This is a genomic window from Streptococcus vestibularis, from assembly GCF_900636445.1.
GTDB lineage: Bacteria > Bacillota > Bacilli > Lactobacillales > Streptococcaceae > Streptococcus > Streptococcus vestibularis.
The window spans coordinates 134625-158238 of the sequence record NZ_LR134275.1 but is presented as its reverse complement, the minus strand read 5'-3'; the positions used below and the strand labels follow the sequence as shown (position 1 = coordinate 158238).

Here is a 23614-nt window from a genome sequence, read left to right as displayed (position 1 = left end):
TAACTCCTTAACCATTCGTACGTTTAACGCTGTAAACGTCAGGGATAATTTTAATCTTATCCACAAGACCAGTCAATTCAATAAGGTTTGCAATTTCAAAGCTAACGTGAATATTGGCAAACTTCATGTCCTTAGTCGGTTGCGCATTGACCGTAGCGATGCTCTTGGTCGTATTTGACAAGATTTGAAGAACATCATTCAACAGACCAGAACGGTTAAGGCCATAGATGTCAATCTCAGCTAAGTAAGATTTATTGGCATTACGTTCATCCCACTCCACTTCGATTAAACGTTGCTCATAACCTTCTTGACTCTTGATATTATTACAATCTGAACGATGAATAGCAATTCCACGGCCCTTGGTGATATAACCTTCAATCTCATCTCCAGGTACTGGATTACAGCACTTAGCAATACGCATTAGGAGACCAGAGGCACCTTGAATGATGACGCCATTTTCACTTTTAACCTTGAGAATTTCTTTCTTCTCAGTTTTGACTTCGCCACCATTCATTAACTCTTCAGCTTCAGCTTTTGCCTTAGCACGCTCTTCCTCACGGCGTTCTTTTTCTGTCAGACGATTGAAAACAGCAGCAGCACTAATTTCCCCAAAGCCAACAGCAGCATAAAGAGCTTCCTCACTACGCACACTCATACGAGGAAGGATCTTCTCTATATGTTTCTTGTCTAGGTACTTATTGGCAATATAGCCATGCTCTTGGAAATAGGCAATCAAAAGCTCACGACCCTTGGTGATTGAAGCTTCCTTGTCTTGATTCTTAAAGAATTGACGAATTTTATTTCTGGCCTTAGTAGTTTTGACCATCTTAATCCAGTCTCGACTAGGACCAAAGGAATTGGCATTGGTGACAATCTCAACCACATCACCCGTCTTGAGTTTGGCAGTCAGAGGCACCATACGACCATTAACCTTGGCACCTGTGGCCTTCTCACCGACTTGGGTATGGATGGCATAGGCAAAGTCAATAGGACCTGAATCTTTAGGCAATTCCTGAACAGCACCATTTGGTGTAAAGACATAAATTCGCTCTGAGAAGATATCTTCTTTTACAGAGTCAACAAATCCCTTAGCATCCCCGTTCGAGGCATCTTGGAGTTCCACAAGATCCTTAATCCAATTCATTCCCAAAGCAGACTCTTTCGAATCTACCTTGCTCTTGATGCCTTTCTTGTAAGCCCAGTGAGCTGCAACCCCGTATTCGGCAACTTGGTGCATCTCCTTAGTACGGATTTGGATTTCAATAGGCCCTTTAGGTCCATAAACCGTCGTATGGATAGACTGATAACCATTGGATTTAGGATTGGCAATATAGTCTTTGAAACGTCCAGGCATCGGACGCCAGAGCTCATGGATGTATCCCAACATGGCATAAACATCACTATGCGTCTCCATAACACAACGAATAGCAATCAAATCATAAATCTGATCAAATCGTTTCTTCTTGTCACGCATCTTACGAAAAATAGAGTAGATGTGTTTTGGACGACCATAAACATCACCGACAAGCCCTTGTTCAGCTGTATAAGTCTTAATTTTATCGACAATCTCGTCCACAAGTGCCTCACGCTCGCGACGCTTTTCCTTCATCATGTGGGAAATCTTATAAAATTCTACCTCGTTAAGGTAACGGAAGGACATATCTTCCAATTCCCATTTGATACGACTAATACCCAGACGGTGGGCCAAAGGAGCATAGATTTCCATAGTTTCACGAGAAATGCGCTCTTGCTTATCCTTACGAAGATGCTTAAGGGTACGCATATTGTGCAAACGATCGGCCAATTTAACCAAGATGACACGGATATCCTTAGACATGGCCATAAGCATCTTACGGTGATTTTCAGCCAACTGCTCCTCGTGAGACTTGTACTCAACCTTACCAAGCTTAGTAACACCGTCCACGATATTTCGTACATCCGTACCAAAATCCGCTTCCAAATCATCGAGCGTTTTTTCGGTGTCTTCAACGACATCGTGTAAGAAACCACAGGCTACTGTCACTGCATCAAGATGGAGATCTGCCAAGATACCTGCCACTTGAATAGGGTGAATAATATAAGGTTCTCCTGACTGACGAAATTGCCCACTATGAGCATCTGTCGCATAATGCCAGGCTTCTTCAACTAATTTCAAATCATCTGCTGACATGTAGGCCGAGCAAATGTCTAAAATTTCTTCTCCTGTTACATTTTTATCTTTAGCCATGATTTCTTCCTTCGCTTCTTTTAATAACCTTTATTTTATCACTTTTACAAGTAAAGAAAAAGAGCTAGATAGGCAATTCTTAAGCGCAAGGAGCTAACTTGAAAACCACAACATCTTGTGTTAGAATGATTGAGAAAACACAAGATATAGATAGAAAGAGGACGCTTATGTCTCAACTTACCCTCGTTTATATTAGTCTAAGCGGTAATACCCAAAGCTTTGTCAAACGTATGTCTGACTACCTATCCCTCAACCACGGGATTGAATGTCGCCAAATCAATATTAAAGAGCTTAATCATGAAACCTTCCAAGTAGATGAACCCTTTGTCGCACTCTTGCCAACCTACCTTGAAGGAGGAAATGGAGTTGACAATGGAGATGTTGAAATCCTAACCAATCCACTGGGTGACTTTATCGCAGCCCATGATAACCACAAACGTTGCTTTGGTATCATCGGTTCTGGTAACCGTAACTTCAATAACCAGTACTGCCTAACCGCCAAACAATACAGTCAACGTTTTGGCTTCCCTATGTTGGGAGACTTTGAGCTTCGTGGCACACAGTCTGATATCGAACGTCTGGCACCTATTATCCTAGAAGCACAAAAGAACTTTAACCAACGCTAAAATTACAGCAAAAAAGCCCTGATAGGGGCTTTTCCTTTGCTTAATTTTTTTCGTGTTTTTTGATTCCAAAGAATCCAGCCAAGGTCATAAGAACCAGACCAGCTAAAGTTGCTGACAAAGATTCATCTGAACCAGTGTTGGGAAAGGCCTTAACTGAACTTAAACCTTGAGTTTCTTGTACTTGAGCTTGAGGCAAGATAACGACTTGAGCGTTTGACAACTGGATAGCTGGGGCAGGTTTAGCCACGCTGGCAACTACAGTAGCTTTTGATATCTCACGCTTAGATTGGTCCGTCGTCTCGACACCTTTTGGTGACTTCTCAGATTCTTTATTAGTCGTATCATCAACTTGATTTGCCTTTTTCTTAACTACCAAACGATACTCTGCAAATCCTGCTTGTGTTGATGTCCCATTGTGGTCATAAACAACCATATCAATTAGATCTTTATCCGCAATATCTGACTTAGTATCATTTTTTTCAAGCTTGGCCTTACTATTGACAACTTTCCATTTGCTGTCCGTATCAGTAAAGGTCTTGTTGACAATCTTATAAGGGTTGTAATAGTAATCACCAGTTTGAGCATTACGCACATTGACATTGATAATATTAATCTTAGCAGCCTTAACCATATGATCCAAAAATTCGAGACCATAGTTAAACTCGTGGTTTCCAAGCGTTTCAGCATCGTAACCAAGCATCTCAAAAGCCTTGTATATAGGGTGAGTCTCACCTTGGGCAACAGGATCAATCAAGGCCTTATAAGTTCCAAAAGGAATTCCCTGAATCGTATCACCTCTGTCCACCAAGACCGTATTGGGATTGGTTTCACGAGCTTTTTTGATAAGGACAGCAGTTTTAGACAGACCAACGGTTTGAGACGGCTTATCTTGATGATAGTCATAGTTAACCAAGTTGGTATGAAGATCTGTTGTTGACAAAATCTGCATATCAACTGTCTGCCCCTCATGAACGGGCTCTGTAACAGTTTCAGTAGAGGTCGTTGGTACTGCTGCCGTTGCCTCATCAGCTTGCCCCTACGACTTGTGGTACAGTCAAGAGAGCAACAAGTCCCAAAACCACAGCAGATTGAATCACATAACGATTCGTTTTCATTAAAAATCTTCCACTTTTATAAAGATAATACAATTATATTTAATCTAAATAAGAGTATAAACTTTTTTAAAAATGCTCAATTTTTCATGCAAAAGAAAAGCCAAGATCAAACCTCAGCCTAAAAGTGTCAAATACAAAAAAGTTGGAACAAAGCCAACTTTCTCTTAGTTATTCAATTCTAGGGCATAACTCACACTGCTCAAAGCGTAGAGGGGAGCTGTTTCCGTCCTCATAATACGCGGTCCAAGGCCAACCTTAACGCCACCAGCTTCTTCAAATGCATCAATCTCAGACGGAGAAATACCACCTTCTGGTCCAAAGATAAAGAGAATTTTCTGACCATTCTCTACCTGAGCCAACTCACGAGCTAGGGTAGCCAACTCGCCTGCTTTGGCTGTTTCCTCATAGGCGATAAAAATCTTATCAAAATTATCTAATTCTGATAGAAATTCTCCCTTCTTCTCAAACAATCTGACTTCTGGAACACGATTACGCTTGGATTGTTCTGCAGCTCCTAAAGCAATCTTGGCAAGCTTATCTTCCTTCTTGGCTAGCTTCTTACCATCCCACTTAACCACAGACCAGTCGGCAGGGAAGCCCCAAATAGCCTGAGCTCCAAGCTCTGTTACCTTTTGTGTCACCAGCTCCAGCTTATCTCCCTTGGGAAAACCAGAAGCAATGGTTACAGATACGGGCATCTCAACATTCTCATTTAAAACTTCAATCACTTCCAAGACATGATTCTCACGGTCAGTCACACGTGCAAGATACTTAATACCGTCTTCAAAAACCAAGACAACCTGATCATCATCTGCTAAGCGCATAACGTTAAACATATGCTTCACAGTATCCTTGTCTTTGATGATTACTGGATTTTCCACTTGCCCCTTTATAAAATATTGTTGCATTTAGCCTCCAATCACACCTGAAATATCATCTGTCTTCTTGAAGACACAAGCATTCCACTCTCCCTGAACCATGTGAGTTTCTAGGAAGAAACCTGCTTTTTCAGCCGATTCACGCACCATATCCCATTTTTCAGAGATAATCCCTGACATAATCAAATAACCTTCGTCCTTAACCAAACGGTAGGCATCTTCCGTCAGATGAATGAGAATGTCCGCCAAAATATTAGCCACGATAACATCAGCTTCTTGCGTCACACCCTTCAAAAGATCTCCCGTAGCAACGTGGATATTTTCCATGCTAGGATTCATATCAATGTTTTCCTGTGCCACTCGAACCGCCACGTCGTCAAGGTCATAGGCATAGATTTCCTTAGCTCCCAGAAGAGAGCTAGCAATCGAGAGGACACCCGATCCAGTTCCCACATCAATCACAGTCTCGCCACCACGAAGCACCTGTTCGAGTGCAAAAAGGCTCATCTTAGTCGTTGGATGTGTCCCTGTTCCAAAGGCCATACCAGGATCCAGTTTGATAATCTTCTCACCCACTGATGCCTCATAATCTGTCCATGACGGTACAATGGTCAAATCATGAGTAATTCGTGCTGGTTCATAGTATTTTTTCCAATTCTCAGCCCAATCTTCTTCAACCAATTCTTGAGTAGCCAAGTGAATATCTCCCGTTTCAAGACCAAAATCCGTCAACTCAGCCAAACGCTCATTGACCTGCTTTGTAATGGCCTCGATATCTGCTGATTCCGGATAATAAGCCGTAATTTTAACCGTCTCAACCTGCTCAACCTCAGGATAAAGTTCCCCAAAACGGTCCGCATTTTCCAAATAATCTGCACTATCATCAATAGCCACACCTTGACTACCAGATTCAATTAAAATATTAGAAGCCGCCTCTTCGACCTCACGATTAACCTCAATCGTTAATTCTTGCCATTTGTCCATTTAATTATCAATTTCCTTTCCTACTAAATAGTCTTTAAAACGTTCCTGCAACTGGGGAATGACACCTTCTACTTTTATAAAATCCGCTACAGGCATTAGCTTAAATGCCTGTCCCTCGTCACCAAAACGAATCTCGCGATACTGCTCTTGGCTAATTTGGCTAACTACAAAAACAGCTAACCTATCTTTATCCAACATACTAGGATAGATTTTCGACCAAATAATTGATTCCTCTTTCAAAGTCAAGCCTAGCTCCTCCCAGACCTCACGTTGAAGACATTCAAGAGGCGTTTCTTGACCTTCTCTTCCACCACCTGGCAACTCCCACATATTGGGCCAAGGAATATCTGGTTTATCATCTCTGAGAATGACCAAAATACTTTGTTCTACGAGTAAGGCAGCCTTAACACCTGTAAAATCAAATTGATCTTTTAAATAAGCATCCATCCCTTTTCGCTCCCTTTAATACCTTGGATAAGCAAAAAATTCCTTCTCTTCAAGTTGAGCTTTCCCTTTTTCAAAAGCATCTTTGTCCCAAACTAAACCAAATTCCTCAGGTCCATCATCAGATAGAAAATCCATCAAGTCACTCAACCCTTCCGTTACCACCTCATTCAAGGTTTCTGCAAAATAAGCTAAAAACTCACGAGATAGACCTTTCTTAGGTTCATATGGGATTGTTACCAGGTAGTCCTCTTCATCAAAACGCGATTTTGCTGGATTGTAAAAGAGCACGTAGTCTTCAAAAATAACATCCTCATCAGACACTTCACCCTTATCATCAATAGTCTTCACATTGCTACTGTTTTGCGCTTCTAGGATAAACGTTACTTCTACAACATGATCCTTTTTATCCCAGTCCATCGCAAAATCATAATCCAGGTGCTTATCTAGTTCTTCTTCTAATACTGACAAAAAGCCGAATTTAGCCATTTGTTTCCCTCGTTCTTTCTTATTATTCCCTTTATTTTAGCATAAAAGGAGCCAATAAAAAACAGAGTAGGCTATCCCACTCTATCTTAGATAATTATTTCGCATTTTCAACCGCTGCTGTTACAAAGGCAGTGTAAAGTTCTTCCGCATGGTTTGGACGGCTATGGTATTCTGGGTGGTATTGCGCTGCCACAAAGAATTTCTTGTCTGGGAGTTCTACAACTTCCATCAAACGATTATCTGGTGACACACCTGAGAATACAAAGCCCTCAGCCTCAAACTGTTCACGGAACTTAGTATTAAATTCATAACGGTGACGGTGACGACGTTGAACAACTTCTTGGTTGCCATAAGCTGCAGCAGCCTTAGAACCTGGTTTCAACTTACATGGGTAAAGACCGAGACGAAGAGTACCACCCATGTCTTCAATGTCAATTTGATCACGCATAATATCGATAATTGGATATTTTGTGTTTGGATCAAGCTCAGCTGAATTAGCGCCATCCAAGTGAAGGACATGACGAGCAAACTCAATACATGTCAATTGCATACCGAGACAGATACCCAACATTGGCACATCATTTTCACGTGCATAACGAATAGCTTGAATCTTACCTTCAGTACCACGTTGACCGAAACCACCAGGAACAATAATACCATCAGCATCAGCCAAACGAGAAGCAACATTTTCAGCAGTCAAATCATTAGCATTGACCCAGTCAATATCAATAGCAGTATCATTTGCCAAACCAGAGTGTTTAAGTGCCTCAACCACTGACAAGTAAGCATCGTGAAGCTCCACATACTTACCGACAAGGGCAATCTTAGTTGTCTTCTTAAGATTAAGTACCTTATCAACCATAGCAGACCATTCTGTCATATCTGCAGCTGGAGCATCCAGTTTCAAATGATCACAAACGATCTGATCCATACCTTGAGCCTGCATATTAAGTGGCACTTGATAGATATGTTCCACGTCGAGTGATTCGATAACAGCCTCAGGTGCAACATCACAGAACTGAGCCAGCTTATTCTTGATTCCTTGACCAGCAGGTTGTTCTGTACGAATAACCAACATATTTGGTTGGATACCCAAACCACGCAATTCCTTAACAGAGTGTTGCGTTGGCTTTGTCTTCATTTCACCAGCAGCCTTCAAATAAGGAAGAAGCGTTGTGTGGATATACATAACGTTGTCAGCACCCACATCAGCCTTCATTTGACGAAGCGCTTCAAGGAATGGGAGACTTTCAATATCACCAACCGTACCACCAACTTCAGTGATAATGACATCTGAATCAGTCGTTGTCGCTGCACGCTTAATCTTGTCTTTCAAAGCATCTGTGATATGAGGAATTACCTGAACAGTCGCACCTAGATACTCACCTTTACGTTCCTTACGCAAAACTTCGCTGTAAATCTTACCAGTAGTAACGTTAGAGTATTTATTAAGATTGATATCAATAAAACGCTCGTAGTGACCAAGGTCAAGGTCAGTTTCAGCACCATCATCAGTGACATAAACTTCACCATGTTGGTAAGGACTCATTGTCCCTGGATCAATATTGATGTAAGGATCGAATTTTTGAATCGTTACCTTAAGACCACGGTTCTTAAGCAAACGTCCAAGACTTGCAGCTACAATCCCTTTACCAATTGAAGATACCACACCACCAGTGACGAAAATATATTTTGTCATATTAACTCCTTTAATATAATGTAAAACCATAAAAAATAGCAAATTGATTACCGTATTCAATAATCAAAATAATCCTTTACCAATGCCCAACATGAGTACTATTCAGTAACTCAATATCAACAAAACCAGTAAATGACTAAAAACAAAAATGACCCCCAAGAGTTTTACTCTGGGAGCCTTAATCACGACCTCTTCAAAAGAGGTGCCCGATAAATAGTCTAAACTATCCAAGACCATTTGTCAATAAAAACTTAGTCGTTTGACTCATCCTCATAGTCATCATCATCATCTTCTTCTGACAACTCAACATCATCCAAATCGTCATCTGGAATAATTTCATTCAACTCAGAGTCATAAGATTCCACTTCGGCTTTCTCATCATCTTCGCTATCGTCGTCATATTCAAGACTATCAGAATCAGGTGTGAAGTTTTCATCTTCTGGATCATCATCATTATAATCGATAGCATCTTCATCGCCATCCATGAAGGCATTAACTTTCTTATTCTTACGTTTTGGTGCATTTTCGTCAGTATCTTCCAATGTGATGACCTCTTCATCGATTTCATCAATTGCGTACCATGAACGCAAGCCCCATTTGTTATCACCTAGTGGAATAAAACTTCCATCCGTATTCAAATCTGAATAAAAGAATGGCAAAGCACTACGGATATCAGCATCCGATTTTTCTAAGTAATTTTGAATTTCATTGACTAAATCGTTGAAATACATTTCATTATCACGACCACGTGTTTCTAAGATAGCACGGGCCACTTCAATCATTGATAATTCACTTTTTTCTTGTCCAGCAAATACGTCTAGTTCCAAAGTGGTTCTCCTTCATTCTTACTCAAGCTACTTTCCATCAGAAATAGCTCAGCAATCAATTTTTCGCTACCTTTTATTTTACGCTAAAAAGAGTCAATAGTCAAAGCATTTATAGAAGAAAAAATCAAGTCTCAACAGAAACTTGATTTTAGTCATATTATTTAACTTTTGCTGTGCTTGTGATAACTTCAACAGCTTTCTTCATAGTGATATCGTGTTTAAGCATTTCAGGTGAAAGAAGTGCAGAAACTTGTGATACTTCCATGTTGTACTCAGCTGCAAGATCGTTGATTTCTTTTTGGATTTCTTCTTCTGTAGCGTCGAATCCTTCAGCAGCAGCAACAGCTTCGATAACAAGGTTAGTTTTCACACGTTTGTCAGCGTCAGCTTCATATTGTTTGTGAAGATCTTCTTGAGTTGTACCAGTGATTTGGAAGTACATTTCAGGAGAGATACCTTGACGTTGCATGTTACCCATGAATTCGTTCATAGCACGGTGAACTTCGTCTTCAACCATTTCTGCTGGCAATTCAACGATTTCAGCGTTTTCAACAGCCAAATCAAGTGCAGCACCTTCAACAGCGTCATCATATGCGATTTCTTTAGCTGCTTCAAGTTCTTTACGATATTTAGCTTTCAACTCATCAAGAGTTTCAACTTCATCGTCAAGATCCTTAGCCAACTCATCATCAAGAGCAGGAACTTCTTTAGCTTTAACTTCGTTAACTTTAGTAACAAATACAGCAGCTTTACCTGCAAGGTCAGAAGCTTGATAGTCTTCTGGGAAAGTAACTTTAACTTCTACTTCATCACCAGCTTTTGCTCCAACCAATTGGTCTTCGAATCCTGGGATAAATTGACCTGAACCAAGTTCAAGAGAGTGGTTTTCACCTTTACCACCGTCAAATTCAACACCATCTACTGAACCAACAAAGTCGATAACAACAGTGTCGCCATTTTCAGCTGCACCTTCTTTAACGACCAATTCAGCCAAGTTTCTGCGTTCGTTTTCAAGCTTAGCATCAACTTCTTCATCAGTAACTTCTTTAGAAGCTTCAACTGAAACTTCAAGATCTTTATATGCACCAAGTTTTACTTCAGGTTTTGTAACAACTTCTGCAGTAAGTGTCCAATCTTGACCTTTTTCAATTGATTTTACATCAATTTTTGGTTGTGCAACAACATCAAGATCAAGTTCAGCAATCGCTGCTTCATAAGCTGATGGAAGAATTGCATTCAAAGCATCGTCGTAAAGAGCTTCTTCACCAAATTTTTGGTTAAATACGGCACGAGGCATGTGTCCTTTTCGGAAACCTGGTACGTTCAAATTCTTTTTAACCTTGTTAAACGCTTGATCCAAAGCTGGTTGAATTTTATCTTGACCGATAGTAAATGTCACCACACCACGGTTAGTGGCTGTGTTTTCAAATGATACAGACATGTAGTCATTCTCCTTAAAATTTTTTATAGATACAGTTTAGTTTACCATATTTCAAAGCCTTTTGAAAGTTTTTTTCTCCAATTTAATATCAAGAAAATCGTTAGAGACTGCTTCTTTTTACAAATTTTGATAAACTAGAGATATGAATATTTTACAAAAGTATATACAGCAATTTAATTTCGAAGAAAGCCTAATGCTACTTATTTCGAAAGGGATTAAACTTCTCATTCTCCTCATCATCTTTCTGCTTAGTAAAAAGATTATCAACTTTTTATTTAAACATACTGTCGGACGTTCACTATCATGGACCATTCAAACATCCGCCCGTAAAAAAACTATTGAACGCCTACTGCACAATTGCATGAACTATATCCTTTACTTTTTCCTTGTATACTGGCTTCTAAGTATTTTGGGTGTTCCCGTATCTAGCCTTCTAGCTGGAGCCGGACTTGCCGGTGTTGCCCTTGGTCTAGGAGCTCAAGGCTTCCTATCAGACGTCGTTAATGGTTTTTTCATCTTATTAGAAAATCAATTTGAAGTTGGTGATTCTGTTGAGGTAGAAGCCATTACAGGTCTTGTTTCTACTGTGGGTATCCGCACTACTCAGATTCGAGGCTTTGATGGAACACTCCATTTTATACCTAATCGTAATATCAAAATCGTTTCCAATAAATCTCGTGGAGATATGAGAGCTCAAATTGACATCCCAGTCTATACTTCTACCGATATCAATAAAGTAACAAGCATTATCCAACAAGTTAATAAAGACAACATTGAAAATTATCCTGAAATTATTGGGACTCCAAATATCATCGGATTAACTTCAAAACCTTCCGGACAACTTGTTTTTCGTGTTGACATTTTTACAAAAAATGGACAACAAGTCCATATCTATGCAGACTTCTTAAAACTTTACCAAGAAGCTATATTTAAAGAAAAGGTTGAACTTCCAAGAATTACTGGAAACACAATAGAAGTAAAATAAACAAACTCATCTTATAATAAGAGTCACTAATAATAAACAAATTAACTGATACGAATAATGTCCATAATTATTGAATAAAACAAACTAGAGAATAATTTCAACTCAGTCTTCTTCATTACATGGATCAAAGTCAACCATCCAAACTCTTAACTCTCGTATCATCTTTTTCCTTCCCCTAAAGCATTCACCAGCCAACAATCGATCCAACTTAAGAGAATCTTCCGATGATAACTGCTCACGAAAAGCATTAAGCTGCTCATCATAAGCAAGTCTATCAACCGTATCTAGCTCCTTATTGGGAATACAAAAAGCAATATCTGAGATTTCAACATAGCACTGTCTATTAGCTTGACGTTTTACTGACTCCTGCCGCCTCACTTCATCATTAAGTCGATTCCTAAACTTAGTTTTAAAGTAACGACGTAACTTATCATCATCTTTCTCTAAATCAGGAAACTTTTTTAAAAGCTGATACAAAGTCATCATCGCCTCTTGCTCCATGTCAGCTTGATCCCAAAGCTGAATAAAGTATTGCCTAAAAGCCTTAAGTACAATCGGCCTTACAGTTTCATATGCGTGAACAAAAACTTCTTGTTCCATTGAACCTCCAATAATAAATATAAATTTTGTAATTAGATAACTACAGACCTATTATAAAAGAATGTAGAAAAATAAAATAGAGACATATATGTCACTATAAATAACTTGGCTAAAACAATTAGAGGAATGAGTGAGATAGAGTCAAAACCACCCACTATGATATGCCCCCTGTCAAGTAGACAGGTTAACTATCTAAAAAAGTGTCTGTTTTTGAAGGTCAGTCGTACAAAATAAATGTACGGCTGTTTTGTTATGCAGACCACTTAGACTTGTACTTTTCAATTTTGTTATTCTTAGCGATTGAGTATGACAAAGGATGTTCTGATGTTAAGACAGCGCTTCTAACTTCCAAAGGCGTTTTACAGTCATATCTACTTTGTGGACGCTCTTGACAGTATAGTCTTTGATGGCATAATAGTTGACAATCTCTTTGCGTTCATCAATAGTGGTTTTACGTCTTGCTTTTGCCATATAGATCCCCCGTTTTGGAGCGTAATCCTTAAGTTCTATATTCGCATTATACATCCTAATCCACTTTCTTAAAAGTCCTTAAGAAATATCATACTGATGACCTAAATCAATAGATGAAACCTCACCACTAATACATTTTTCTACAAGTTCCATTTTAAATTCTTTTGAATAGGAACGGTTTTTTGTTTTCTTTGTGAATCCTAAAATCCCATATTTTTTATAGATGGCAGCCCAATCTTGAATCGTCCTTGTGGAAATATGGAGACAGTTACATATTTCAGATCTGGAGCGATTACCATTAATATAATCGAGACAAGCTTGTTCTTTCTCGCAGGGGGTGAATCTTTCTCTTCTAGACATAAAAATACCTCTTAAGTAAATTTTAGATATTTACCTTGTCTACTTAAGAGGTATCATATCATTTTCACGGGTGGTTTGCTCTTCGGCTGAAAAGCACCGCTAAAGATCTACCGAATCGTTTTCCTTCATCTCACCTTTTCTCGATAGCCCGACTAACTGGTCTCAATATCAACAAAAAGCCTAAAAACTAAATTTACAGCACTCATATTTATACTTTAAATTAGCGTTTCCGACAAATATCATTAAGCTATTCTTACCCTTTAAATATCCCATAAATGAAGAAACAATTAGTTTATATAGTATACTCACCAACATGTGAATATGATCTATGTATTTCAACATAATCGTAAGATTTGAACTATACTTGTTTTGTATTTTCCATAAATTATCTCACGTCGATATTTTAATGCGAACACAATATGATACTTATAATTCCTTGTAGTATGTACTAAACTATTATTATCCTGTCACATCAAGGATTTTCTTTAGTATATTAGTTAGTGATCAGGAAAACTTATCTAATATAACACTTTAGGGAGATATTATTGATATATCGCTAAAAGCTTTTCAGAACCACTAGCACCGCTAGTGGTTTTCAAGGCTCTATAATTTCTGTAGTTGGTAAAACCACTGTAGAGATTATAGAGCTTTTTTGAATGTACCCAAAAAGTCCCATAAGAACTATAATGAAAAGCAACTAAACCATTCTTAGGAAGAACTCATGAGATTTATTCAGAATACCACAGAATAAAAAACACTAACGTCATTATTTCTCTTGTTTTTGAAAAAGATACCCTCATCAAGGTTCAAGTAAAACTGGAATACCAACACTACTATATCCTTGAAAAGGCTTTCTTCCAGTGTAAAGGGTGTCAGAGAGTCACTGTGGTCGAGACATCAATCGTTGAGAAAAAACACCAAATTACAAATCTAGTCCGACAAAAAGTTACACAACTCCTTACTGAAAAGGGATCACTAATAGATATTGCCAAAAGACTTCATGTCTCAACGTCCACTAACTATCATAAACTTGACCAGTTTACTTTCAAGGAACATAAAGAGCAACTCCCTACTGTTATGTCCTGGGATGAGCAAGATACAGTTTATTACGATGAATATGTCAGAAGCCTATATGCCACTAGCTCGAAGACTTTTTGTCAAACCTTAACTACAGTTGACAAATGAACCAAAAAAGCTAGACAATATCTAGCTTAAAAAACTATACTCCGCCAGTAGGACTCGAACCTACGACATCATGATTAACAGTCATGCGCTACTACCAACTGAGCTATGGCGGATAAAGGCTAAGCAACTACCGTATCTAACAGGGGGCAACCCCCAACTACATCAGGCGTACTAGGGCTTAACTTCTGTGTTCGGCATGGGAACAGGTGTATCTCCTAGGCTATCGTCACTTAACTCTGAGTATTCTCAACTCAAAATTGAATATCTATACTGTATCAAGAAACCAAATCGTTGTCAATATGTCTCAGTTACTTTCTTTGGATAAGTCCTCGAGCTATTAGTATTAGTCCGCTACATGTGTCACCACACTTCCACTTCTAACCTATCAACCTGATCATCTCTCAGGGCTCTTACTGATATAAAATCATGGGAAATCTCATCTTGAGGTGGGCTTCACACTTAGATGCTTTCAGCGTTTATCCCTTCCCTACATAGCTACCCAGCGATGCTCTTGGCAGAACAACTGGTACACCAGCGGTAAGTCCACTCTGGTCCTCTCGTACTAGGAGCAGATCCTCTCAAATTTCCTACGCCCGCGACGGATAGGGACCGAACTGTCTCACGACGTTCTGAACCCAGCTCGCGTGCCGCTTTAATGGGCGAACAGCCCAACCCTTGGGACCGACTACAGCCCCAGGATGCGACGAGCCGACATCGAGGTGCCAAACCTCCCCGTCGATGTGAACTCTTGGGGGAGATAAGCCTGTTATCCCCAGGGTAGCTTTTATCCGTTGAGCGATGGCCCTTCCATACGGAACCACCGGATCACTAAGCCCGACTTTCGTCCCTGCTCGAGTTGTAGCTCTCGCAGTCAAGCTCCCTTATACCTTTACACTCTGCGAATGATTTCCAACCATTCTGAGGGAACCTTTGGGCGCCTCCGTTACCTTTTAGGAGGCGACCGCCCCAGTCAAACTGCCCGTCAGACACTGTCTCCGATAGGGATAACCTATCTGGGTTAGAGTAGCCATAACACAAGGGTAGTATCCCAACAACGCCTCACTCGAAACTGGCGTCCCGAGGTCATAGGCTCCTACCTATCCTGTACATGTGGTACAGATACTCAATATCAAACTGCAGTAAAGCTCCATGGGGTCTTTCCGTCCTGTCGCGGGTAACCTGCATCTTCACAGGTACTAAAATTTCACCGAGTCTCTCGTTGAGACAGTGCCCAAATCATTACGCCTTTCGTGCGGGTCGGAACTTACCCGACAAGGAATTTCGCTACCTTAGGACCGTTATAGTTACGGCCGCCGTTTACTGGGGCTTCAATTCATACCTTCGCTTACGCTAAGCACTCCTCTTAACCTTCCAGCACCGGGCAGGCGTCACCCCCTATACATCATCTTACGATTTAGCAGAGAGCTGTGTTTTTGATAAACAGTTGCTTGGGCCTATTCACTGCGGCTGACCATCAGTCAGCGCCCCTTCTCCCGAAGTTACGGGGCCATTTTGCCGAGTTCCTTAACGAGAGTTCTCTCGCTCACCTGAGGCTACTCGCCTCGACTACCTGTGTCGGTTTGCGGTACGGGTAGAGTATAATTAACGCTAGAAGCTTTTCTCGGCAGTGTGACATCACTAACTTCGCTACTAAACTTCGCTCCCCATCACAGCTCAATGTTAGAGATATAAGCATTTGACTCATATCACACCTCACTGCTTGGCCAGACACTTCCAATCGTCTGGTTTAGTTAGCCTACTGCGTCCCTCCATCACTATATACTCTAGTACAGGAATATCAACCTGTTGTCCATCGGATACACCTTTCGGTCTCTCCTTAGGTCCCGACTAACCCAGGGCGGACGAGCCTTCCCCTGGAAACCTTAGTCTTACGGTGGACAGGATTCTCACCTGTCTTTCGCTACTCATACCGGCATTCTCACTTCTATGCGCTCCAGCACTCCTCACGGTACACCTTCTTCGCACATAGAACGCTCTCCTACCATACCTATAAAGGTATCCACAGCTTCGGTAATATGTTTTAGCCCCGGTACATTTTCGGCGCAGGGTCACTCGACTAGTGAGCTATTACGCACTCTTTGAATGAATAGCTGCTTCTAAGCTAACATCCTAGTTGTCTGTGCAACCCCACATCCTTTTCCACTTAACATATATTTTGGGACCTTAGCTGGTGGTCTGGGCTGTTTCCCTTTCGACTACGGATCTTAGCACTCGCAGTCTGACTGCCGATTATATCTCATTGGCATTCGGAGTTTATCTGAGATTGGTAATCCGGGATGGACCCCTCACCCAAACAGTGCTCTACCTCCAAGAGACTTAACATCGACGCTAGCCCTAAAGCTATTTCGGAGAGAACCAGCTATCTCCAAGTTCGTTTGGAATTTCTCCGCTACCCACAAGTCATCCAAGCACTTTTCAACGTGCCCTGGTTCGGTCCTCCAGTGAGTTTTACCTCACCTTCAACCTGCTCATGGGTAGGTCACATGGTTTCGGGTCTACGACATGATACTAATGCGCCCTATTAAGACTCGGTTTCCCTACGGCTCCGTCTCTTCAACTTAACCTCGCATCATATCGTAACTCGCCGGTTCATTCTACAAAAGGCACGCTCTCACCCATTAACGGGCTCGAACTTGTTGTAGGCACACGGTTTCAGGTTCTATTTCACTCCCCTCCCGGGGTGCTTTTCACCTTTCCCTCACGGTACTGGTTCACTATCGGTCACTAGAGAGTATTTAGGGTTGGGAGATGGTCCTCCCAGATTCCGACGAGATTTCTCGTGTCTCGCCGTACTCAGGATACTGCTAGGTATAAAGACTATTTCGAATACGAGGCTATTACTCTCTTTGGCCTACCTTCCCAGGTAGTTCTTCTATAATCTTTAAGTCCACGTTGCAGTCCTACAACCCCGAAGAGTAAACTCTTCGGTTTGCCCTCTTGCCGTTTCGCTCGCCGCTACTAAGGCAATCGCTTTTGCTTTCTCTTCCTGCAGCTACTTAGATGTTTCAGTTCACTGCGTCTTCCTCTACATTACCTTAACAGTAATGAGTGACAGGCATTACCTGCCGGGTTCCCCCATTCGGACATCTCTGGATCATTGCTCACTTACAGCTCCCCAAAGCATTTCGTTGTTAGTCACGTCCTTCATCGGCTTCTAGTGCCAAGGCATCCACCGTGCGCCCTTATTAACTTAACCTTATTTTGGCCTTTCGACCTAACTCATTAAATATTCACAGCGTTTCGGTTTATTTTCTTGTTACTATCTATATGTAATTACTTACATATGGAATTTGATATAGATATTCAATTTTCAATGGACAATACTTGAATCTTTCGATTCAATGGAGCCTAGCGGGATCGAACCGCTGACCTCCTGCGTGCAAAGCAGGCGCTCTCCCAGCTGAGCTAAGGCCCCACAAGACCTCTCAAAACTAAATAAGAAACTCAAGTACATTCCGTTTTTCCTTAGAAAGGAGGTGATCCAGCCGCACCTTCCGATACGGCTACCTTGTTACGACTTCACCCCAATCATCTATCCCACCTTAGGCGGCTGGCTCCAAAAGGTTACCTCACCGACTTCGGGTGTTACAAACTCTCGTGGTGTGACGGGCGGTGTGTACAAGGCCCGGGAACGTATTCACCGCGGCGTGCTGATCCGCGATTACTAGCGATTCCGACTTCATGTAGGCGAGTTGCAGCCTACAATCCGAACTGAGATTGGCTTTAAGAGATTAGCTTGCCGTCACCGACTCGCAACTCGTTGTACCAACCATTGTAGCACGTGTGTAGCCCAGGTCATAAGGGGCATGATGATTTGACGTCATCCCCACCTTCCTCCGGTTTATTACCGGCAGTCTCGCTAGAGTGCCCAACTGAATGATGGCAACTAACAATAGGGGTTGCGCTCGTTGCGGGACTTAACCCAACATCTCACGACACGAGCTGACGACAACCATGCACCACCTGTCACCGATGTACCGAAGTAACTTTCTATCTCTAGAAATAGCATCGGGATGTCAAGACCTGGTAAGGTTCTTCGCGTTGCTTCGAATTAAACCACATGCTCCACCGCTTGTGCGGGCCCCCGTCAATTCCTTTGAGTTTCAACCTTGCGGTCGTACTCCCCAGGCGGAGTGCTTAATGCGTTAGCTGCGGCACTGAATCCCGGAAAGGATCCAACACCTAGCACTCATCGTTTACGGCGTGGACTACCAGGGTATCTAATCCTGTTCGCTCCCCACGCTTTCGAGCCTCAGCGTCAGTTACAGACCAGAGAGCCGCTTTCGCCACCGGTGTTCCTCCATATATCTACGCATTTCACCGCTACACATGGAATTCCACTCTCCCCTTCTGCACTCAAGTTTGACAGTTTCCAAAGCGAACTATGGTTGAGCCACAGCCTTTAACTTCAGACTTATCAAACCGCCTGCGCTCGCTTTACGCCCAATAAATCCGGACAACGCTCGGGACCTACGTATTACCGCGGCTGCTGGCACGTAGTTAGCCGTCCCTTTCTGGTAAGCTACCGTCACAGTGTGAACTTTCCACTCTCACACTCGTTCTTGACTTACAACAGAGCTTTACGATCCGAAAACCTTCTTCACTCACGCGGCGTTGCTCGGTCAGGGTTGCCCCCATTGCCGAAGATTCCCTACTGCTGCCTCCCGTAGGAGTCTGGGCCGTGTCTCAGTCCCAGTGTGGCCGATCACCCTCTCAGGTCGGCTATGTATCGTCGCCTAGGTGAGCCGTTACCTCACCTACTAGCTAATACAACGCAGGTCCATCTTGTAGTGGAGCAATTGCCCCTTTCAAATAAATGACATGTGTCACCCATTGTTATGCGGTATTAGCTATCGTTTCCAATAGTTATCCCCCGCTACAAGGCAGGTTACCTACGCGTTACTCACCCGTTCGCAACTCATTCAAGAAGAGCAAGCTCCTCTCTTCAGCGTTCTACTTGCATGTATTAGGCACGCCGCCAGCGTTCGTCCTGAGCCAGGATCAAACTCTCATTAAAATCTTTAATAATTGTTCGAGCGTTAACTCATTACCGTCGTCTGACGATTTATTCTTGTAAATTGACAGGTTATAATTCTTCTATCATAACCCTGCACTTGGTTTCTTATTCAGTTCTCAAAGGTCTTAATCGGGAAGACAGGATTCGAACCTGCGACCCCTTGGTCCCAAACCAAGTGCTCTACCAAGCTGAGCTACTTCCCGATAAAATGCACCCTAGAGGAGTCGAACCTCTAACCGCCTGATTCGTAGTCAGGTACTCTATCCAGTTGAGCTAAGGGTGCTTATTATTAAATTATGCCGAGGACCGGAATCGAACCGGTACGAAAGTTTCCTTTCGCAGGATTTTAAGTCCTGTGCGTCTGCCAGTTCCGCCACCCCGGCTCCTCAAGCGAACGACGGGATTCGAACCCGCGACCCCCACCTTGGCAAGGTGATGTTCTACCACTGAACTACGTTCGCGTTTTATGCCGGCTACATGACTTGAACACGCGACCCTCTGATTACAAATCAGATGCTCTACCAACTGAGCTAAGCCGGCTAACTTTTTCTAATGCGGGTGAAGGGACTTGAACCCCCACGCCGTTAAGCGCCAGATCCTAAATCTGGTGCGTCTGCCAATTCCGCCACACCCGCATATATGACCCGTACTGGGCTCGAACCAGTGACCCATTGATTAAAAGTCAATTGCTCTACCAACTGAGCTAACGAGTCTCAAATATTTCTACTTGAACGGTCCCGACGGGAATCGAACCCGCGATCTTCGCCGTGACAGGGCGACGTGATAACCGCTACACCACGGGACCTATGGGAGTTAACGGGATCGAACCGCTGACCCTCTGCTTGTAAGGCAGATGCTCTCCCAGCTGAGCTAAACTCCCTTTGTGCTAAGCAACTACCGTATCTAACAGGGGGCAACCCCCAACTACATCAGGCGTACTAGGGCTTAACTTCTGTGTTCGGCATGGGAACAGGTGTATCTCCTAGGCTATCGTCACTTAACTCTGAGTATTCTCAACTCAAAATTGAATATCTATACTGTATCAAGAAACCAAATCGTTGTCAATATGTCTCAGTTACTTTCTTTGGATAAGTCCTCGAGCTATTAGTATTAGTCCGCTACATGTGTCACCACACTTCCACTTCTAACCTATCAACCTGATCATCTCTCAGGGCTCTTACTGATATAAAATCATGGGAAATCTCATCTTGAGGTGGGCTTCACACTTAGATGCTTTCAGCGTTTATCCCTTCCCTACATAGCTACCCAGCGATGCTCTTGGCAGAACAACTGGTACACCAGCGGTAAGTCCACTCTGGTCCTCTCGTACTAGGAGCAGATCCTCTCAAATTTCCTACGCCCGCGACGGATAGGGACCGAACTGTCTCACGACGTTCTGAACCCAGCTCGCGTGCCGCTTTAATGGGCGAACAGCCCAACCCTTGGGACCGACTACAGCCCCAGGATGCGACGAGCCGACATCGAGGTGCCAAACCTCCCCGTCGATGTGAACTCTTGGGGGAGATAAGCCTGTTATCCCCAGGGTAGCTTTTATCCGTTGAGCGATGGCCCTTCCATACGGAACCACCGGATCACTAAGCCCGACTTTCGTCCCTGCTCGAGTTGTAGCTCTCGCAGTCAAGCTCCCTTATACCTTTACACTCTGCGAATGATTTCCAACCATTCTGAGGGAACCTTTGGGCGCCTCCGTTACCTTTTAGGAGGCGACCGCCCCAGTCAAACTGCCCGTCAGACACTGTCTCCGATAGGGATAACCTATCTGGGTTAGAGTAGCCATAACACAAGGGTAGTATCCCAACAACGCCTCACTCGAAACTGGCGTCCCGAGGTCATAGGCTCCTACCTATCCTGTACATGTGGTACAGATACTCAATATCAAACTGCAGTAAAGCTCCATGGGGTCTTTCCGTCCTGTCGCGGGTAACCTGCATCTTCACAGGTACTAAAATTTCACCGAGTCTCTCGTTGAGACAGTGCCCAAATCATTACGCCTTTCGTGCGGGTCGGAACTTACCCGACAAGGAATTTCGCTACCTTAGGACCGTTATAGTTACGGCCGCCGTTTACTGGGGCTTCAATTCATACCTTCGCTTACGCTAAGCACTCCTCTTAACCTTCCAGCACCGGGCAGGCGTCACCCCCTATACATCATCTTACGATTTAGCAGAGAGCTGTGTTTTTGATAAACAGTTGCTTGGGCCTATTCACTGCGGCTGACCATCAGTCAGCGCCCCTTCTCCCGAAGTTACGGGGCCATTTTGCCGAGTTCCTTAACGAGAGTTCTCTCGCTCACCTGAGGCTACTCGCCTCGACTACCTGTGTCGGTTTGCGGTACGGGTAGAGTATAATTAACGCTAGAAGCTTTTCTCGGCAGTGTGACATCACTAACTTCGCTACTAAACTTCGCTCCCCATCACAGCTCAATGTTAGAGATATAAGCATTTGACTCATATCACACCTCACTGCTTGGCCAGACACTTCCAATCGTCTGGTTTAGTTAGCCTACTGCGTCCCTCCATCACTATATACTCTAGTACAGGAATATCAACCTGTTGTCCATCGGATACACCTTTCGGTCTCTCCTTAGGTCCCGACTAACCCAGGGCGGACGAGCCTTCCCCTGGAAACCTTAGTCTTACGGTGGACAGGATTCTCACCTGTCTTTCGCTACTCATACCGGCATTCTCACTTCTATGCGCTCCAGCACTCCTCACGGTACACCTTCTTCGCACATAGAACGCTCTCCTACCATACCTATAAAGGTATCCACAGCTTCGGTAATATGTTTTAGCCCCGGTACATTTTCGGCGCAGGGTCACTCGACTAGTGAGCTATTACGCACTCTTTGAATGAATAGCTGCTTCTAAGCTAACATCCTAGTTGTCTGTGCAACCCCACATCCTTTTCCACTTAACATATATTTTGGGACCTTAGCTGGTGGTCTGGGCTGTTTCCCTTTCGACTACGGATCTTAGCACTCGCAGTCTGACTGCCGATTATATCTCATTGGCATTCGGAGTTTATCTGAGATTGGTAATCCGGGATGGACCCCTCACCCAAACAGTGCTCTACCTCCAAGAGACTTAACATCGACGCTAGCCCTAAAGCTATTTCGGAGAGAACCAGCTATCTCCAAGTTCGTTTGGAATTTCTCCGCTACCCACAAGTCATCCAAGCACTTTTCAACGTGCCCTGGTTCGGTCCTCCAGTGAGTTTTACCTCACCTTCAACCTGCTCATGGGTAGGTCACATGGTTTCGGGTCTACGACATGATACTAATGCGCCCTATTAAGACTCGGTTTCCCTACGGCTCCGTCTCTTCAACTTAACCTCGCATCATATCGTAACTCGCCGGTTCATTCTACAAAAGGCACGCTCTCACCCATTAACGGGCTCGAACTTGTTGTAGGCACACGGTTTCAGGTTCTATTTCACTCCCCTCCCGGGGTGCTTTTCACCTTTCCCTCACGGTACTGGTTCACTATCGGTCACTAGAGAGTATTTAGGGTTGGGAGATGGTCCTCCCAGATTCCGACGAGATTTCTCGTGTCTCGCCGTACTCAGGATACTGCTAGGTATAAAGACTATTTCGAATACGAGGCTATTACTCTCTTTGGCCTACCTTCCCAGGTAGTTCTTCTATAATCTTTAAGTCCACGTTGCAGTCCTACAACCCCGAAGAGTAAACTCTTCGGTTTGCCCTCTTGCCGTTTCGCTCGCCGCTACTAAGGCAATCGCTTTTGCTTTCTCTTCCTGCAGCTACTTAGATGTTTCAGTTCACTGCGTCTTCCTCTACATTACCTTAACAGTAATGAGTGACAGGCATTACCTGCCGGGTTCCCCCATTCGGACATCTCTGGATCATTGCTCACTTACAGCTCCCCAAAGCATTTCGTTGTTAGTCACGTCCTTCATCGGCTTCTAGTGCCAAGGCATCCACCGTGCGCCCTTATTAACTTAACCTTATTTTGGCCTTTCGACCTAACTCATTAAATATTCACAGCGTTTCGGTTTATTTTCTTGTTACTATCTATATGTAATTACTTACATATGGAATTTGATATAGATATTCAATTTTCAATGGACAATACTTGAATCTTTCGATTCAATGGAGCCTAGCGGGATCGAACCGCTGACCTCCTGCGTGCAAAGCAGGCGCTCTCCCAGCTGAGCTAAGGCCCCACAAGACCTCTCAAAACTAAATAAGAAACTCAAGTACATTCC

14 protein-coding genes, 12 tRNA genes, 5 rRNA genes and 2 pseudogenes are annotated in these 23614 nt (G+C 43.0%); 3 read left to right on the top strand and 30 right to left on the bottom strand.

Going from position 1 to position 23614, the window contains the following annotated elements; translation table 11 throughout:
* Window positions 1-7: 7 nt before the first annotated feature.
* Window positions 8-2227 carry a RelA/SpoT family protein gene (locus EL076_RS00965; protein WP_003095154.1) on the bottom strand — a complete coding sequence of 740 codons (2220 nt, stop codon included), beginning with the start codon at window positions 2225-2227 and terminating at the stop codon, window positions 8-10.
* A 167-nt stretch (window positions 2228-2394) separates the two neighbouring features.
* Between EL076_RS00965 and nrdI the strand changes: the two genes are divergently transcribed.
* Window positions 2395-2853, top strand: a complete 459-nt coding sequence (gene nrdI, locus EL076_RS00960) for a class Ib ribonucleoside-diphosphate reductase assembly flavoprotein NrdI (protein WP_022496522.1) — start codon at window positions 2395-2397, stop codon at window positions 2851-2853.
* Window positions 2854-2893: 40 nt separating this feature from the next.
* Here the strand turns inward: nrdI and EL076_RS10540 are convergent, their stop codons facing one another.
* The 8 genes from EL076_RS10540 to tig all read right to left on the bottom strand — a co-directional run bounded on the left by EL076_RS10540 (window position 2894) and on the right by tig (window position 10730).
* Entirely contained in the window at window positions 2894-3802 is a 909-nt protein-coding gene (locus EL076_RS10540; protein ID WP_269148167.1) for an LPXTG cell wall anchor domain-containing protein, read from the bottom strand.
* A 330-nt stretch (window positions 3803-4132) separates the two neighbouring features.
* The gene (locus EL076_RS00950; protein ID WP_126428919.1) at window positions 4133-4876 is read right to left on the bottom strand and encodes a 16S rRNA (uracil(1498)-N(3))-methyltransferase; all 744 of its coding nucleotides are present in this window, start codon (window positions 4874-4876) and stop codon (window positions 4133-4135) included.
* The gene (gene prmA, locus EL076_RS00945; RefSeq protein ID WP_126428917.1) at window positions 4877-5830 is read right to left on the bottom strand and encodes a 50S ribosomal protein L11 methyltransferase; all 954 of its coding nucleotides are present in this window, start codon (window positions 5828-5830) and stop codon (window positions 4877-4879) included. It lies immediately after the preceding gene.
* Window positions 5831-6277 (bottom strand): NUDIX hydrolase, encoded by a 447-nt coding sequence (locus EL076_RS00940; protein ID WP_126428916.1) that lies wholly within the window; start codon window positions 6275-6277, stop codon window positions 5831-5833.
* Window positions 6278-6292: 15 nt separating this feature from the next.
* Window positions 6293-6763 carry a DUF3013 family protein gene (locus EL076_RS00935; protein ID WP_126428915.1) on the bottom strand — a complete coding sequence of 157 codons (471 nt, stop codon included), beginning with the start codon at window positions 6761-6763 and terminating at the stop codon, window positions 6293-6295.
* A 94-nt stretch (window positions 6764-6857) separates the two neighbouring features.
* The gene (locus tag EL076_RS00930; RefSeq protein ID WP_126428914.1) at window positions 6858-8462 is read right to left on the bottom strand and encodes a CTP synthase; all 1605 of its coding nucleotides are present in this window, start codon (window positions 8460-8462) and stop codon (window positions 6858-6860) included.
* 251 nt (window positions 8463-8713) lie between these two features.
* Window positions 8714-9289: a DNA-directed RNA polymerase subunit delta gene (rpoE, locus tag EL076_RS00925; protein ID WP_003098181.1), complete on the bottom strand. Its 576-nt coding sequence runs from the start codon at window positions 9287-9289 to the stop codon at window positions 8714-8716.
* Window positions 9290-9446: 157 nt separating this feature from the next.
* Window positions 9447-10730, bottom strand: a complete 1284-nt coding sequence (gene tig / locus EL076_RS00920) for a trigger factor (protein WP_003095183.1) — start codon at window positions 10728-10730, stop codon at window positions 9447-9449.
* Window positions 10731-10872: 142 nt separating this feature from the next.
* Here tig and EL076_RS00915 point away from each other — a divergent pair, with 142 nt between their 5' ends.
* Window positions 10873-11715, top strand: coding sequence for a mechanosensitive ion channel family protein (locus tag EL076_RS00915; protein ID WP_126428913.1), 843 nt, complete (start codon window positions 10873-10875; stop codon window positions 11713-11715).
* Window positions 11716-11817: 102 nt separating this feature from the next.
* Here EL076_RS00915 and EL076_RS00910 read toward each other — a convergent pair whose 3' ends face one another.
* The 4 genes and pseudogenes from EL076_RS00910 to EL076_RS00900 all read right to left on the bottom strand — a co-directional run.
* Window positions 11818-12315 carry a sigma-70 RNA polymerase sigma factor region 4 domain-containing protein gene (locus EL076_RS00910; protein ID WP_003095137.1) on the bottom strand — a complete coding sequence of 166 codons (498 nt, stop codon included), beginning with the start codon at window positions 12313-12315 and terminating at the stop codon, window positions 11818-11820.
* A 327-nt stretch (window positions 12316-12642) separates the two neighbouring features.
* Window positions 12643-12786, bottom strand: coding sequence for a hypothetical protein (locus EL076_RS09910; RefSeq protein ID WP_225901374.1), 144 nt, complete (start codon window positions 12784-12786; stop codon window positions 12643-12645).
* 78 nt (window positions 12787-12864) lie between these two features.
* Window positions 12865-13146 (bottom strand): helix-turn-helix domain-containing protein, encoded by a 282-nt coding sequence (locus EL076_RS09905; protein WP_064519106.1) that lies wholly within the window; start codon window positions 13144-13146, stop codon window positions 12865-12867.
* Window positions 13147-13350: 204 nt separating this feature from the next.
* Window positions 13351-13526: pseudogene (locus tag EL076_RS00900) on the bottom strand (transposase); the annotation flags it as partial.
* Window positions 13527-13872: 346 nt separating this feature from the next.
* On the opposite strand from EL076_RS00900, the pseudogene EL076_RS00895 reads away from it, so the two are divergent.
* A pseudogene (locus EL076_RS00895) lies at window positions 13873-14302 on the top strand (helix-turn-helix domain-containing protein); the annotation flags it as partial.
* A 68-nt stretch (window positions 14303-14370) separates the two neighbouring features.
* Here the strand turns inward: EL076_RS00895 and EL076_RS00890 are convergent.
* The 17 genes from EL076_RS00890 to EL076_RS00810 all read right to left on the bottom strand — a co-directional run bounded on the left by EL076_RS00890 (window position 14371) and on the right by EL076_RS00810 (window position 23572).
* Window positions 14371-14444 (bottom strand) — tRNA-Asn (locus tag EL076_RS00890).
* A gap of 5 nt (window positions 14445-14449) precedes the next feature.
* Window positions 14450-14565: ribosomal RNA gene (gene rrf / locus EL076_RS00885) — 5S ribosomal RNA — on the bottom strand.
* Between the two features lie 83 nt (window positions 14566-14648).
* Window positions 14649-17548 (bottom strand): 23S ribosomal RNA (locus EL076_RS00880).
* A 146-nt stretch (window positions 17549-17694) separates the two neighbouring features.
* Window positions 17695-17767, bottom strand: a tRNA-Ala gene (locus EL076_RS00875).
* Window positions 17768-17821: 54 nt separating this feature from the next.
* Window positions 17822-19369: ribosomal RNA gene (locus EL076_RS00870) — 16S ribosomal RNA — on the bottom strand.
* Between the two features lie 129 nt (window positions 19370-19498).
* Window positions 19499-19572: transfer RNA gene (locus EL076_RS00865), tRNA-Pro, on the bottom strand.
* Between the two features lie 6 nt (window positions 19573-19578).
* Window positions 19579-19652 (bottom strand) — tRNA-Arg (locus EL076_RS00860).
* A gap of 14 nt (window positions 19653-19666) precedes the next feature.
* A tRNA-Leu gene (locus EL076_RS00855) sits at window positions 19667-19752 on the bottom strand.
* A gap of 6 nt (window positions 19753-19758) precedes the next feature.
* A tRNA-Gly gene (locus EL076_RS00850) sits at window positions 19759-19830 on the bottom strand.
* Between the two features lie 6 nt (window positions 19831-19836).
* Window positions 19837-19909, bottom strand: a tRNA-Thr gene (locus EL076_RS00845).
* Between the two features lie 13 nt (window positions 19910-19922).
* A tRNA-Leu gene (locus tag EL076_RS00840) sits at window positions 19923-20004 on the bottom strand.
* Window positions 20005-20009: 5 nt separating this feature from the next.
* A tRNA-Lys gene (locus tag EL076_RS00835) sits at window positions 20010-20082 on the bottom strand.
* Between the two features lie 19 nt (window positions 20083-20101).
* Window positions 20102-20174: transfer RNA gene (locus EL076_RS00830), tRNA-Asp, on the bottom strand.
* Window positions 20175-20176: 2 nt separating this feature from the next.
* Window positions 20177-20249 (bottom strand) — tRNA-Val (locus tag EL076_RS00825).
* A gap of 5 nt (window positions 20250-20254) precedes the next feature.
* A 5S ribosomal RNA gene (rrf, locus tag EL076_RS00820) occupies window positions 20255-20370 on the bottom strand.
* Between the two features lie 83 nt (window positions 20371-20453).
* Window positions 20454-23353: ribosomal RNA gene (locus EL076_RS00815) — 23S ribosomal RNA — on the bottom strand.
* Together the 16S, 23S and 5S rRNA genes with 12 tRNA genes alongside form the textbook arrangement of a ribosomal RNA operon.
* 146 nt (window positions 23354-23499) lie before the next feature.
* Window positions 23500-23572 (bottom strand) — tRNA-Ala (locus tag EL076_RS00810).
* Window positions 23573-23614 lie beyond the last annotated feature (42 nt).